The sequence below is a fragment of the Oscillatoria sp. CS-180 genome, from assembly GCF_028330965.1.
GTDB lineage: Bacteria > Cyanobacteriota > Cyanobacteriia > Phormidesmidales > Phormidesmidaceae > Halomicronema.
In genome coordinates this window covers 17,309-31,120 of the sequence record NZ_JAQMUB010000098.1, presented here as the reverse complement: position 1 = coordinate 31,120, position 13,812 = coordinate 17,309, and the positions used below count along the sequence as shown (strand labels likewise).

The following is a 13,812-nucleotide window of genomic DNA, read 5'->3' as shown; positions in this document are numbered from 1 at the left end:
CCCCAAACCGCTGAGGATTACTCAAGAACAACCAGAGTTTTGGCCAATTTGGTTACAGCACAAGACCTATCTGTTCCAACGTTGTTTGCACTGGATGGGCGGCAATCGAACCTATGCCGAAGAAGCTTTGAGCTGCGCCATGCTCAAAGCCCGAGGCAGGTGGCCACAGTATGCTGACGAAATTACTAACCCAAAAGCCTGGTTAACTCGGCTCACGCATAACCTCTGTGTGGATCTACACCGTGCCCATCGTCGTGAAGTGATTGTCGTAGACAACTTCGAAGAGGTAATCGCCAATTCTGCTACCTCTACTAATATTCCCTCACCTAATACGGCTCTCCTCAAGCAAGAATTAAAAACGTATCTGCATCACATTATTTCAGAGTTGCCGCCTCGCCTACAGCAGCCATTCATCCTCCGATTTCTTCAGGAAAAACCTTACAAAGACATAGCCCAGCAGCTGTTGATCTCAGAAGATAATGCTCGCAAACGGGCGCAACAAGCCTGCTCCATTTTGCGTAAACAGCTGAAACAATATTTGGCCGGACTTTCAAAAGCTGAGATCGCAACTACCGCATCATCAGCGCAGCAACTATGGGAAAAATCTTTGCCAAAACTGCATCAATCCGCATCTATTGATTACGGAGTATCCGCCACATGTCTAGAAACCCTTCCCCATGTTTGGTACCAGTCTCCCATGCCAATGGCATGGACCTAAACGCCCAACTGGTGCTTGATCAAAAGCCTATTCGGCAACAGCAAAAGTTGAGAACGCTAACTAAGTATATTCAGTCCTATCCTTCCGGCTGGAAAAAACGATTTGAATTAGCCAAACTGCTTTACCAGATAGGCCAATGGCAGCAAGCGATAGACGAACTCTCTTATGTAGTTAGACGTCAGCCGCAAGTCATTGAAGCTCGATTACTGCTGGGACATCTTTGGCATTTGACCGGGAAAGAAAAGAACGCAATTTGCCTGTATGAACAAACCCTAGCCTGGGTGCAAGACGATGCTACTCGCTATCACATTACTGGTCTAATTGCCCAATGTCAGCGCCGCTGGCAAACAGCCCTTGACTCATTCGAAAGTGCTGTTCTGAAACATCCTGACAACAGTGTTCACTGGTTATTACTAGGCCAGATACAGCTCCGTTTGGAAAAGCCCTTGGCGGCCCAGCGGTCATTCGATAGGGTTTTATCGCTTAAACCCAACGATGTAACAGCCCTCATTTATAGCTATGATGCGCTGCTACAGCTACACCAGGTTAAAACAGCAGAACAGCGCCTACAGCAAGCTTATAAGAACGCTCCAAGCGATTTTCGAGTTTTACTACGTTTAGCTAGTCGCCGCTGCCAGCAGCACCTAGTTTTAGATGACGAGAGAGCGGCCACGTTGGAACTCATTCGTACGGTGCTGCGATTAGCGCCTCAGTCAGCTGAGGCGCACCATCTATTAGCCTGCTGTCATGTGTTTCAGGGTGAACGAATCGCGGGTGAAGCTGTCATGCAGCGATTTGTCGAGCAGTATCCTAATCACCCCTACGGTTGGTATTTTTATGCGCGGTTGCTATTTCAGTTGGGGCAGGTACAGAAGGCGGCAGATACTATTATGCACTGTTATCAAAAACAGGAGTGCGATCGCGAAATTTATCGTGCCTGCTGTGAGATTTTGCCCGCAGCAGGTCGGCTAAAGCTCTTACAGCCCATGTTGCTAGAGATGGTAGCAGCTTTTCCCATGTCCTGGAGTCTTTGGGTTACGGTTGGACGAGTATGGGTAGAAAAGTTTAATAACTACGAGTTAGGCATTGCTCACTCGACTAGGGCAACTGAGCTAGCTCAAGATCAGGCGGCGGCATGGTTTGCCCACGGGCGAGTGCTGATGCTTGCAGAACACTATGCTCAGGCAATAGAGGCGTTAGAGCAGGGTTATTCATTGGGAAATGCAGGGGCACGACTGCAAACAATAGCGGCTGGCTGGTTAGAAGAGTGCGATCGCCACATCTGAATCCTGACGGTTAGTACATTACGCCAGAAACATGCTCACCATGCAAAACTCTAGAAAAGCTGACCTACTTTATTTTGAATTCAGTAGAGCTTTGCGCTTCTCGTTCGCCTTTGGCGTTCTCAAAGGGTAGAGTATTTTGCATTTTGAGTTCCGCGTAGCGGTACCAGTCCCTACTCTATCTAGACCAATAAGTTCACTGGCCTTTATTTTTTTGATTGGCTCGTTCCATTGCAGAACGAATTTTCTTGGATTTTGATTGTAGATCCAGGAAAAAATCGCTGTCGATAATTTTTTGAACTTGTTTCTTACGCTTAACCTCGTCAATTTCTACTTTGAGATCTTGCACCTGCATTTTAAGCGACTCCTCACGCCGCCTTACTTTACTGACCATTAAGACAAAAACCTCGGCTAAAGTACTGACTTCATCCGGTAGTCTACGATGACGGAATGTCTTAAAATCATAAGTATAGTCACCCTCTCCAATTTTCTCAGCCGCACTAGTTAACTTTATGATTGGCCTAGTGAGAAAGCTTGAAAGAATATAAACTAATATAAAAAGCGATAAATAGATAACGAAAAAACCCACCAACATTCGATTACGTATGGCATTTTTAACCTGCTGAACATAGCTGGCTTGAAAATCAATTCCTAATACCGCAATAGTTTCCCCTTCAGCATTTCTTAAGGGCAGGTAGGTCGTGATCCAACTACCAAATAGCCCATCATCATAGAGGGGACGATCAACCAAATCCTGTCTTTCAAAAGCCTGGAGATGAAATTCATTAGAGGGAATAGCCCTGAGAAATTGCGCGGCTTTTGAAGGATCATGTCTAACCCAAAGATCCACTAAGAAAACTGTAGATACAACATCGTTTTCCGTAAGCTTTGCCAGTTCATCCGGCCTTATTGTGGGAGGGCGATTTCCGGGAGAACCTGGATTGACATTGGCTGCGAACTCTGCAGGTTTCTCATCAACCACGACATAGGTATATAGCCAAGCTCGCGGTTCAATGTCATTAACTTTTTGAAATAAGGCAAGATGCTTTTGAAAAATAGGATCCGTTGGAATCTCCCCATCAGCCAAGCTATCTTTAAAGGCAAAACCGTCTTCATACAGTTCGACCACTTCCAGCGGATCGATTTCTTTTGCTGCACCTATTATGGTTTGGTGCATGTCCGCATACAATCGTTCAGATGTTTTGTTGATGGTAAATGTATAAAACCAATAAAAAATGAGACCAAACACACCACTGAATAGAAGCGTAAATCCAATCAGAAGCTTTGTTCGAAGACTTAGTTTTTTGGACAGGCGTTGCTGAGCGGATGATTCCATGGCGACTCGATTATTAGCAACATTCCACTAACGTTCTCTAAACTGCTATTTTATCAATTATAAATCTAATTTATCAACTATTTTTTTATTACGTTGTCGCCTTTTTAGACGCCAGTGAAAGAGGCTGGAGTCGTACACTGCACGCATCTTGAGAATAGAGAATAAAGCAATCAAAGCGACTAACAGGCACAAGCTTAGATAAATATAAAAGTAATCTGTTATTCCAAAGACACGACTGACTAGAATGATTCCTCCCACAATCAAAACCGTCAGGATAGCTCCGGCTGCAGTCAAGTATGAATCTAAGAATAAACTGACTCGTCCGCGCCGTTCTTCTGGAACGAACGACTGAAACGATCGCCTAGACGTTTTGTCAACTGTGTAAAGTGGCACGTTGTGCATTAACACTGCACCAACACTTCCCCATAATCCAGGACTGGCGATCGCGACCAATGCTGCCCCGGTAGCAGCTATAGGGCTTAACAAAAACGAATTTTTGAGGTCAAAGTTGTTGATTAGCAAGCGGGTAAAAACAGATTCAAAAAGCAGATAGCCAATCACTCGAATCAACACAAATGCACTGAAAAATTTTTGGTAGCTGTTTTGGTCAGTAAAAATTGATGCAGAGGTGAACAGCATATGAAAGTCAAAAATATTTTCACAAACCACCACCGCTAAAATTGAGAACGTTAGATACCGGAAAGCAGGTATGGATGTCACAAAATCCCAGCCTTCCATTAAGGTTTTCTTGAATGACTGAGTTTGGGTTTGAGTTTTCCTGAGCTGTACGTCTTGCAGGTTAAACAGAAAAATCATATATAGAATCAGGTAGATAAATGCGTTAAAGATAAGCAGTTCAGCACTATTACTATTAATTCGTTGCAAAAGGTCTTGTGAGAAAGCAGCTATCAAGATTCCGACTAAGTTTCCAAACAACCCTAAAGCTGAAATCAAAGGAAACAGTCTTTTCGCTTGGCGGGGCTCAAAAAGGTCGGTTGCCAGGACCCAAAACACCAAGGGGAAAAAAGTAAATTGCTGCTCAGAAAGTAAGTAAAAAAGAGAATTATTTAACCAGGGTGGGGCATTTAAGATGAAGAGGCATCTGAGTAAAACAAAGGCCAATCCCAACCCAAAACAGGTTGCTGTAAGTAATTTAATCCGGTTAAACCGATCAACTAGAAGAGTATGGGTCACCGTCATGACGATGCTGATCAAGCTATTTACAAGCATCAGCAGTAAAAACTGGGGTGCGCCAACGTCAGTAATAAACCGGCTGACTGACTCAATTTCAGCGATTTTCTGGGCTAGAGAATTTCCGCAGAGCGCAAATCCTAAAATCAATACTTGGTTAAGCTCGCTAGGGCGTAAGTTCCGAACATGCATTAGAAAAGCCTTGATCCTGAACCAGAAATTTTGAAAAGAGAGAGCACCATGAAACAACTAGAACGGGTACCTCATTGAGTGCGAGTCCCGTAAATCTACTAGGATGCTTCATTCGAGCTCTGGCTCAGGTTGGTCAGCACTGATACCAATAAACCGTTGCAAAGCTGCGACAGACCGGTTGTAACCTAATGTAGCAGTCTTGACATTTCCTAGTGCCTCGGTGAGACGAAAGTCGGCGTCCAGAACATCAGACTGAGTACCAACCCCTGCTTGAAAGCGGAGTCGAGCAATCCTCAAGGCTTCTTCTGCTCGCCTAACAGCATTCTGAGCGGTCGCTAGATTTTCTGTGTTGGCCAGTAAGCTGGCGTAAGCTTGGGTAATTTCAGAGCGAATCTGGTTACTGGTTTCAGAAAACCGGAGTTCGGCAGCTTCAATATTGGCGGCGGCGGCCCTAGCACCGGCATTAGTAGCACCGCCATCCAGCAAAAGCCAGTTGACTGTAAGTCCTAACGAGTATCCATCTCCAAATCCCTCCACAGCAGAAGCCCGAGGATCGTCTGACGATAGCTCTAAAACATCGTAAGTAGCAAACAGATTGACTTGTGGACGCCTACCTGCCAAAGCCGCATTGCGCTGAGCTTCAGCGACCTCTCGTCGAGCTAACTGCTGGTCGAGTTCTACCCGATTTTGTAACGCCAAAAAAATTGTCTCCTCTAGCGAAAGTCTCCAAGGAGCAACCGTTGCTACGGGTTCAGCCGCTGTCACTGTAAATCCAGCAGGAACACTAAGAATCTGAACCAAGGCACTTTGGGCAGACCGAACCTGACTTTCAGCATTAAGCAGGTTTTGTTGAGAAGCATCTAACTCGACCTGAGCGTTAAGTAAATCCAGCCGAGTCGCTAGGCCGGCCCCCAAAAGCGCTTCAATATCTCTCAAGTTACGACTACGACGTTCAATATCGGCCCTAAAAATCTCTGCTTGAGCCTCTGCATCTTGCAAATCGTAATAAGCATTGGTGACCTCTAAGCGAATTTCCTCTTGCAAGCGATTGACTTCAAGTTCTGTGAACTCAGCCTGAGCTTCGGCTTGCTGAATACCAGCAGTTCGCTGCGGAGAATATAGTGCATAGTCAACTTGGACGCTGCCAGAGATAACTGTTGTGGGGTAGCTATCTAATTGCCTCAATGTAGTTTGGTTGCTTTGCAAACTGCGCTGCAGATCGGAAAGCCGCAGCGCTAAAACAATTTCGTCTACCGGATCAGTAACGTTGGGAAGAATGTTCTCAATGGTATTAATGGCTGCCTCGGTTTCTGCAATTTGGGAGGATAGCTGATTGCGTGTAGCGTTTGTCGAGATTTCAGTTGAAGGGTCAAGTTGACGATTGACCTGCCCTTGCAAGCTTAAGGTGGGGTAGAGCTGAGCCCTAGCCTGGTCAAGCAAGGCTTGATCCCGCTGTAATCCGGTTCGGGCAATCTGTAACGACCGATTGTTTGTTTCTGCCAGGCCAATCGCTTGTTCTAGAGTCAACGGGATAACGCCATCAATCTCTAGCACTTCAGGAGAGTCTGGAAGATCCAGCAGATCATCACCCGGATTGAGGTTTGGTAGTTCACCAAGGCTCGGAAGAGTTGGTGAAGCAGCGTCTGCATTAGGCACAGCGTCTAATTCTTCTGAGTCAGTAGTGTTTTCTTGATTAATAGAATCAGTTAGGTTTAAGTTTGCTGTCTCTCGTTTGCTTGCCGAAAAGGAATTTTGCAAGTGCTTTTCATTATGGATTTTAGTAATTGAATCTTGAGTTAGCCATTGAGAATTCTGAGCTAATTTTTCAAAAGATGAAACATGAAAGGATCCAAAATTATCAGATGAGTTAGTGAAACCATAGAAGGTTTGCCTTTTTAGCAAAACCATCGCTAAGTCTGAGGTGTTGTTCAACACCTCGTAACTTGATGAATTGCGCGTAGTTTCTAGCTGTGCAGCAGCTTCGGCGTTGTCCTTTAAGTCGATGATTAAAAAACAGGTAAGAACGCTGAGAAGCGAGATTTTAGCAAGGTATGAGCCCATTTTTCCAGCCCGTTGAACGCTTTATCACCACCCTAAAGATATGGCAGCAATGCGAACGAGAATTCTTTTCCAGAGAAGTTCTATTTTACAGGAACCTCTCATCAAAGTTGATGATTGTAAAGTTTGGCGCGATCGCTCAAAATTTTGAGTTGCAATAGTGCGTCACCAATTGTTTGACCATCTTAAACCGCTTTATTGTGAAATATAGCTTTAGCTGTCTGGTTCTAATGAAACAGCTAAAGCTATGTTCGGTTTTGTCGCAAAAACAAAGTCAGGGTCTAAAGCTCCTCTTCCTTATCTGTATCTACGAAGCGATACCGAAAATTTCCTGGATGACAGAGAGCTGTCTTGTCACATCCCTCTATCGACACTTTGGATTTGTCTTTTGCGGATCATCGCCATCGCTTCGTACCCTTTGAGAATCCGTCGAGCCGTGTGGAAGGAGTCGAAGCGGCATTGTCCATAGTAGCCTGTGTCAACATCCGTCGAGGCCAGACTATGAGTGTCAGCTATCAGTATCACCGCTTTCCCATCGAAGTCATTCGCCATTGTGTAATTTTCGCCAGAGCTCCAAATCTTCGGTGACACTGCATAGATGTAGATAAAGAAGAGGGGTTTTATATCCTAATTTTGTTTTTGCGATAGAACCATCAAAAGCGCTTATCTGCTAGTTGAGTCCCATCTGTACTGACGACAACATAACGATAGCCGGGATCGGCCACTTGCCAATATTGCTCTAAACGAGCCGTATCGTAGTTCTCCGGCACGTTGATCTCAAAGTAGCCTTGCTCAGGAACCCAGGCGATCCACCAGTTGCTTTGCTCATAACCAACCGAATTCCAGAAGCTTAGACGAACTGATCGCTCATCTGCTGGATTAATTGGAACGTTAACCTGTCGCCATTCAGGATAGCCAGCATTCCGGAGTTGGCTGTCTGGCGCAGGATTAGGAATGATGCCACGCCCCTGATTCACATATGCCCAACCATACCGCTCCCGCTCGGTTAGGAGTGTGAACCGGGTGCATCCGTCATAGACCGCAGACAGTAGGCGACCATCATTAGCAATAACCCGATGCGGCAGACGGCCCAGACCTCTCTCGGAAAGCTTTTGCTCATATTCTTCAGGCGTCAGATAGTTCTGGATGTTGTAGTCAACTAGCACATCTAACGCTTGTCGCTTTTCAGCACTGCTGAGTTGCTCAAAGTTCTCGGTTAAGAAGATGCTTCTTCCTTCAATGCGATCGTAAATAGGAACGTTTCCCCAAGGATAATCATCTCGTTGCTGGAGTGCCTGAAAATGCTCTGCAAACATCGGCTCATGCCACTCTAAGCTGCCTACAGAATCGTTGCAGTTGGCTTGAACGGGGTATTGCTGTCCTGCTAAAAGACTGAACATCAGAGCGATCACAGCTAATTTCAAAGATCTCAATGGTCTTGCCCACATACTGTCTACATTTAAGGTGAAGTCGTCATTTACTATTCTCAGAAAATAGCCTTGGTCCTGATGACCTGACAAAACTTTCCTCATGTTCTATAGACCGTTAGGGTAACATCAAGCTTGAAAGGATTGTTTGACGGACATTTTGCAGGCGGTCTCGCGCTATGACAGGGATATCAAGAAGAGCGATTTTACGATCTTTTCGATGAAAGGCAATACCTAGCCTCCCACGGCAACCTGACGCTTCTATGACCGAGATGGGGACGGCCAGAGCAAACTCGAACATGTCGCAGCGATGTTTGAGGGCGTCATGGATGCCAAGGAGTACCGTTTCGAGTGGTGCTGATGGATAATCGTCACAAGTCCTTTCTCGTTCCTTCCCAGAAAACTACGCGGCTAGAAACGGTCCAATGGTTTCCGCTACAGCGTCCCCATATTCCTCAGCTTGGCCTAAGGTACCGGGTAAATGAGTTGACTGCACCTCAGGAAGCACTATCATCGCCTCCATTTCAGCTTTGGAAGCAGGGGGAGCTTGCTCCGCCACCACGACCATCACCGGACAAGAGAGCGACTTAATAGATTGCAGAAACGCCTCCCGACTTGACACTGAGTCCAATCCGCCTGTGACAAAAGCGGCTGGAGCATAGCGGCCTCCAGGTTTTCGGGTACTTGCGTGACGCTGCTGAATGTAGTCTGGCGTCAGGCGTTGCTCATCCACGAATACGTGGCGACGATACATCCACTTCAGAAAGCCGGGTTGGGTATTGAGGCCGTAAAGGACCTGACCTAAAATTGGCGTTCTCACCAGCTCCTTGATCCCTGATCGCACTGTCGGGGGAACTCCCATGACAGCCAACGGCCCGCGCCAGGTGGGAGCAATCAGCACCAGTTTTCGACAACTATTCATTTGGTTGGCCAAGTTCAGCGCATAGCCAGCGGCATGACCCGCCGCCACGATCGCGATCGGCGTCTCAAAAATTGCCGCCACAAAGTCCCGCAAAAACTGGGTGTACAGCGCTGGACTGTAATTGAGCGGGAGGCGGTTGGATTCCCCAAAACCAGGCCAGTCAAGGGCCGTAGTTTGAAAGTGCGGCGCTAAACCCGCTGCCAAATCCTTCAATTCTGCTCGATTTGAGACGGTGCTGAAGGCCGGTAACAACAGCACCGGGTCGCCCTCGCCCACCGTTTCATAAGTCACTGTAAGGGATTGACCCTGCCATTGCCAGTCATAGGTTTGTGCCGTGCCGCCGAGCTGAGATTGCCGAGGAGATAAAGGGCGATCGCGCTCTAATGCTTTGGCCATACTGACTCCTTTTTACGGGTAGCGTTATCAGTTGCTTCTAAGAGTAGAAAATCCCGGTCATTGATCAAGACTTTCTGAAACGAACACGATTCCCAGTTTCCCTGCAGGGCAGTTTGTTTGGCAAAGCGCTGGTAAACCTGCCCCGGTAGTAGCCCCAAGCAGCAATAAGGCCAGTTGGCTACGGTGGCGGCGCGATTGCCCAAAAACCACCCGCCCGGCTGAATCACCACGGCAGGATGAGGGCGGCTCATGATCCAGGCTTTAGCAGCGGTCTTGAGGCAAGACTGCAAATCGTTGGAGTTCCACACCGCTCCACTCAAATGCCGAAGCTGATACGTCCCATCCGACAAAGGCAGAATGCAACATTCTAGAAAGTTCATCGCATCGTTCATCCCTTACCCCCGCAGCCAGGTAGCAACATCTTTTGCGAAGTAGGTCAAAATCACATCAGCTCCGGCGCGTTTGAGGCCGGTAAGGGTTTCCATCACCACTGTCTGCTCATCAATCCAGCCCTGCTGAGCCGCCGCTTTGATCATGGCATATTCGCCGCTGACGTTGTAGGCCGCCACGGGCAGAGTAGTATTCTGTCGGATGCGCTGGATAATATCCATATAGGCCAAGGCTGGTTTCACCATGACGATGTCAGCTCCTTCAGCAATATCGAGAGCCACCTCCTTCAAAGCTTCCTGAGCATTGGCAGCATCCATCTGATAGGTCTTTTTGTCGCCAAATTGGGGAGCAGAATCCAGGGCATCACGGAAAGGGCCATAATAAGCGGAAGCGTACTTAGCGGAATAGGCCAAAATACCCACGTTAATCCACCCTTCGGCATCCAGAGCGCGACGGATGGCCCCCACTCGACCATCCATCATGTCGGAAGGGGATACGAAATCCGCTCCAGCTTCGGCATGGCAGAGAGCCTGCTTCACCAGCACTGCGACAGTTTCGTCATTCAGGATTTCTCCGTTTTCAACAATGCCATCATGGCCAGCACTACTATAGGGGTCAAGGGCTACATCGGTGAACACCAGCAGATTAGGGATAGCCTGCTTAATGGCTCGCACTGCTTGGGGCACCAGCCCTTCAGGGTTGTAGCTTTCGGTACCGGCGTTGTCTTTGAGGTCAGGGGCAATCAACGGAAAGAGGGCAATCCCAGGAATACCCAGGTCATAAGCGGCAGTAACCTCTTCTAGCAGTAAATCCAGCGTGTAACGGTAGCACCCCGGCATGGAGGGAATCGCCTCTTTTTGCCCCTCCCCTGCCATGACAAACACCGGATAGATCAGATCATTGGTGGTCAGGTGATGCTCGCGCACCATCCGCCGCAATCCTTGGGTACGCCGCAGGCGGCGGGGACGGTGGGGCATTGCAGGCAGAGTAGAAGCAGTCGCTTCGGTAGCGATTTGAGGCACAGGGGCAATTTCAGTAGACGTCATGGCATGAAGCGGTAAAATTGGAATGATAATCATTCTCTAATTTACTGCAATGAAGGCCAAACTTACCCGAGGTCAGCAGTGGGTATATGAATTGCTGACCAGCACGTCAACGGAAATAACAGCGCAAGATATCTTTGCCCAGTTGCAGGCACAAGGGCGATCGCTAGGACTAGCAACGGTGTATCGAGCGATTAAAGCGTTGCAGTTGCAAGGGCTCGTGCAGGCGCGATCGCTCACCAACGGCGAGTGGGTCTATCGGCCCGCCTCGGAGGATTGCCACTATTTAACTTGCTTGAACTGTGGGCGATCGTTTCCTCTAGATATGTGCCCTTTGAATGGGCTAGAGTTTTCACTGCAGCACTCCAGCCCATTCACAATCTACTATCACACCCTCGAATTCTTTGGTCTTTGTGAACCCTGTTCAGTTCAATGTGGATGACGTTCGGGGTTTAACGACCTAGAAAAAGGGATGTAAGAATCACAATCATGCCCGTAGTCTAAAATAGGAAGCACACTCTAAAGGCTCTAATTGGCAAGCCGATAAGAACGGTGACACTTGGGCAGAGCATCTTTGCATTAAATTTGGACCGTATTTGGTGATGCAGTATGACCCAAGCAGTTGATTTAATATCCTCGTCACCATCACCAATATCATTACAAGATTTTCTTGTGTGGGATAGCGGTGACGATCGTCTATATGAATTGATTGAGGGTGAGCCAATGCCGATGAGCGATCCCACTACCAATCATGAGGATGTGGCAGATAATCTTTGTGATTTGCTCAGGTTGCATTGTTTAGAGAAAAATTTACCCTTCGTACCTAAGCGATCTAAGTTGATCTCTCTTGGTTCTCGGAATGAACGAGACACTGCTAGACGTGGTGACATTGTTGTTTTTGCAAAGGCTGAATGGGAACGGATGAAGGGGTTGTCTAGCTCAGCGATGGCTTATACTGCTCCTCCATTAGTCATTGAAGTGGTATCAACAAACTGGCGAGATGACTATTTGACTAAGCTGGCTGAGTATGAATCCATTGGTGTACAAGAATGTTGGATTGTTGACTATGCAGCTCTAGGGGGGATGCGGTATATCGGTCATCCGAAGCAATCTACATTGTCTGTTTACACGATGAACCCTGAGACAGGCGAGTTTGGTCTACCACAACAGTTTCGTGGGGATACCAATATTCAGTCTGCTGTCGTACCTGAACTTGCAGCAACGGCCAAGGCTTTATGGAAAGAAGATTAGAGCCCATTTATAGAACCTATTTGAGGTCTCTAAGCAGCGGCGGCTAGGCGCTTGAGCATCACTCAAAAGATCTCAAATGGGCTCTATAACAGCTGCTTCTAACTTTACTGCCTTGCCTCGATCCATTCCGACATGCCTTTTCGCTTCAGAATGGCCCGGTCAGATTTGGGTGCTACCCAGCCATAGATCGGACGCTCACTGTAGCCGCGTTTAGCGTTGCCAAAGGCCCAATGCATCGATGCATACGTAGCGGGATCTCTGCCATCAAGGGAAAGGTGATCATTAAGATAGCAGGCCGTTTTCCAGGCCGCTTGAGGGCTGTCAGTAAAGCGGAGTATCTGCTTGGCCCAATACATTCTTAGATTATTGTGCAGCCAGCCAGTATTAAGCCATTCTTTCTGAGCAGCGTTCCAGGTGAGATCAAGGGTGTTGCCCTTGAGCACATCCTCAAAAGACACTTGTTCAGGACGTGGATCATTAGCGTGGGTGAGCAGCGTCTGCTGGGCCGCCTCAGGCAGAGACTCAAACTCGTGCAGGTTTGGCACGTGAAACGCCCTGTAGTGAGACCATTCTCGCCAAGTCAGGAATTCGTCTCTAAACTTCCACGTGTAGCTTTTGGGCACGTCGAGGGATTCAATTTCAGCGTAAAGCTGGTGTGGACTCAGCATACCAAAGTGGAGGTAGGGCGAGAGCTGAGAGGTGGAGTGTTCCAACGCTGGGTTGTTACGAATCCATTTGTAGCGAGTCAGAATGTCGGTTTTCAGGGTGTTAATGCGAGCCTTAATGGTGGCTTGGGTCGGCGGATGTTCTACTGAAACTGTAATGCTGTGGTCGATTTTACACTTGGAGACATGCCTCGCTAAGGCCTCATCCGAATAGTCAGCGAAGTCGTAGCGATCGCGGGACATTGGTGACTTTTTCACCTTGGGGACTAATTCAGCAATGTCCTCGGCTGTTTGCTTTCTCCACTCTGCATAGCGATCTCTAAGGGCACCATGAGCTTTTCTAAAGGCTGGCGTCGTCTCCAGCCCTGCAGGTAACTGTTGCACTGGAACTAGGCGAGAAGCATCGACCCAAAAGACGGCCTGTGTAGCAATCTCAAGGAGTCTTTGCTGGCGCGCTCGATCCCAATGGGTAGGATCTTCGTCGGCATAAACTGCAGCCGCTAGAGAAATTGCAGCCCGTAGAGCATCAGGTGCATTATTGTTGAGTTCGTCATTCGTTGAGCGGATAGTTTGTATGCATTGGATATTGTGGTTCGCTAGGTCTATCGCGAGCGATCGCCAAGCACCTAACACGAAGTAAAACAAGCGATCGCTCGCGTGGGGGTTGTTTTCGTCTAGTTCGCTGTAGACAAGAATGCGAATATCGAGAGCGTGGGCATGAGCGATCGCGGCTTCAAGAACAGGGTTATCTGCCCACCGTAGCGCCCGATGCAGCACGACCAAAACATAATCTCCCTCAGGCATTACCGGCTTGTCGTTCGCCCGTATAACTCGCTCACTTAAATCACCTATCTGAACTGGATCTGGCATCATCTAGCGGGTTTTGGGCTTTTATTATTTGATGTTAACCAGACTAAGAAGAACTCTCTATTTCAACATC

The 13,812-nt window shown here is 47.7% G+C and carries 13 protein-coding genes; 4 read left to right on the top strand and 9 right to left on the bottom strand.

The window, feature by feature from the left end:
* Positions 1–718: RNA polymerase sigma factor (locus PN498_RS26975; RefSeq protein WP_272066560.1), on the top strand; the 718-nt coding region annotated here is incomplete at its 5' end.
* Positions 658–2,004, top strand: a complete 1,347-nt coding sequence (locus PN498_RS26970) for a tetratricopeptide repeat protein (protein ID WP_272066559.1) — start codon at positions 658–660, stop codon at positions 2,002–2,004. The genes PN498_RS26975 and PN498_RS26970, both read left to right, overlap by 61 nt.
* Before the next feature lie 193 nt (positions 2,005–2,197).
* Here the strand turns inward: PN498_RS26970 and PN498_RS26965 are convergent, their stop codons facing one another.
* The 8 genes from PN498_RS26965 to hemB form a co-directional block, all read right to left on the bottom strand.
* Positions 2,198–3,337, bottom strand: a complete 1,140-nt coding sequence (locus tag PN498_RS26965; protein WP_272066558.1) for a HAMP domain-containing protein — start codon at positions 3,335–3,337, stop codon at positions 2,198–2,200.
* A 57-nt stretch (positions 3,338–3,394) separates the two neighbouring features.
* On the bottom strand, positions 3,395–4,720 hold the full coding sequence (locus PN498_RS26960) for an MFS transporter (RefSeq protein WP_272066557.1): 1,326 nt from the start codon (positions 4,718–4,720) through the stop codon (positions 3,395–3,397).
* A gap of 108 nt (positions 4,721–4,828) precedes the next feature.
* Positions 4,829–6,376, bottom strand: a complete 1,548-nt coding sequence (locus tag PN498_RS26955) for a TolC family protein (RefSeq protein ID WP_272066556.1) — start codon at positions 6,374–6,376, stop codon at positions 4,829–4,831.
* A 756-nt stretch (positions 6,377–7,132) separates the two neighbouring features.
* Positions 7,133–7,330, bottom strand: a complete 198-nt coding sequence (locus tag PN498_RS28695) for a hypothetical protein (RefSeq protein ID WP_442951453.1) — start codon at positions 7,328–7,330, stop codon at positions 7,133–7,135.
* Between the two features lie 101 nt (positions 7,331–7,431).
* Positions 7,432–8,178, bottom strand: coding sequence for a hypothetical protein (locus tag PN498_RS26945; RefSeq protein WP_272066555.1), 747 nt, complete (start codon positions 8,176–8,178; stop codon positions 7,432–7,434).
* A 430-nt stretch (positions 8,179–8,608) separates the two neighbouring features.
* The gene (locus tag PN498_RS26940; protein WP_272066554.1) at positions 8,609–9,523 is read right to left on the bottom strand and encodes an alpha/beta fold hydrolase; all 915 of its coding nucleotides are present in this window, start codon (positions 9,521–9,523) and stop codon (positions 8,609–8,611) included.
* Positions 9,508–9,903, bottom strand: a complete 396-nt coding sequence (locus tag PN498_RS26935) for a hypothetical protein (protein WP_272066553.1) — start codon at positions 9,901–9,903, stop codon at positions 9,508–9,510. Before PN498_RS26935 ends, PN498_RS26940 begins: the two co-directional genes overlap by 16 nt.
* A 15-nt stretch (positions 9,904–9,918) precedes the next feature.
* The gene (hemB, locus tag PN498_RS26930) at positions 9,919–10,890 is read right to left on the bottom strand and encodes a porphobilinogen synthase (protein ID WP_272066562.1); all 972 of its coding nucleotides are present in this window, start codon (positions 10,888–10,890) and stop codon (positions 9,919–9,921) included.
* A 118-nt stretch (positions 10,891–11,008) separates the two neighbouring features.
* Here hemB and PN498_RS26925 point away from each other — a divergent pair, with 118 nt between their 5' ends.
* Positions 11,009–11,398, top strand: coding sequence for a Fur family transcriptional regulator (locus tag PN498_RS26925; RefSeq protein WP_272066552.1), 390 nt, complete (start codon positions 11,009–11,011; stop codon positions 11,396–11,398).
* Positions 11,399–11,565: 167 nt separating this feature from the next.
* Entirely contained in the window at positions 11,566–12,207 is a 642-nt protein-coding gene (locus PN498_RS26920; protein WP_272066551.1) for a Uma2 family endonuclease, read from the top strand.
* A 104-nt stretch (positions 12,208–12,311) separates the two neighbouring features.
* Here the strand turns inward: PN498_RS26920 and PN498_RS26915 are convergent, their stop codons facing one another.
* On the bottom strand, positions 12,312–13,745 hold the full coding sequence (locus PN498_RS26915; protein WP_272066550.1) for a deoxyribodipyrimidine photo-lyase: 1,434 nt from the start codon (positions 13,743–13,745) through the stop codon (positions 12,312–12,314).
* Between the last annotated feature and the right edge of the window lie 67 nt (positions 13,746–13,812).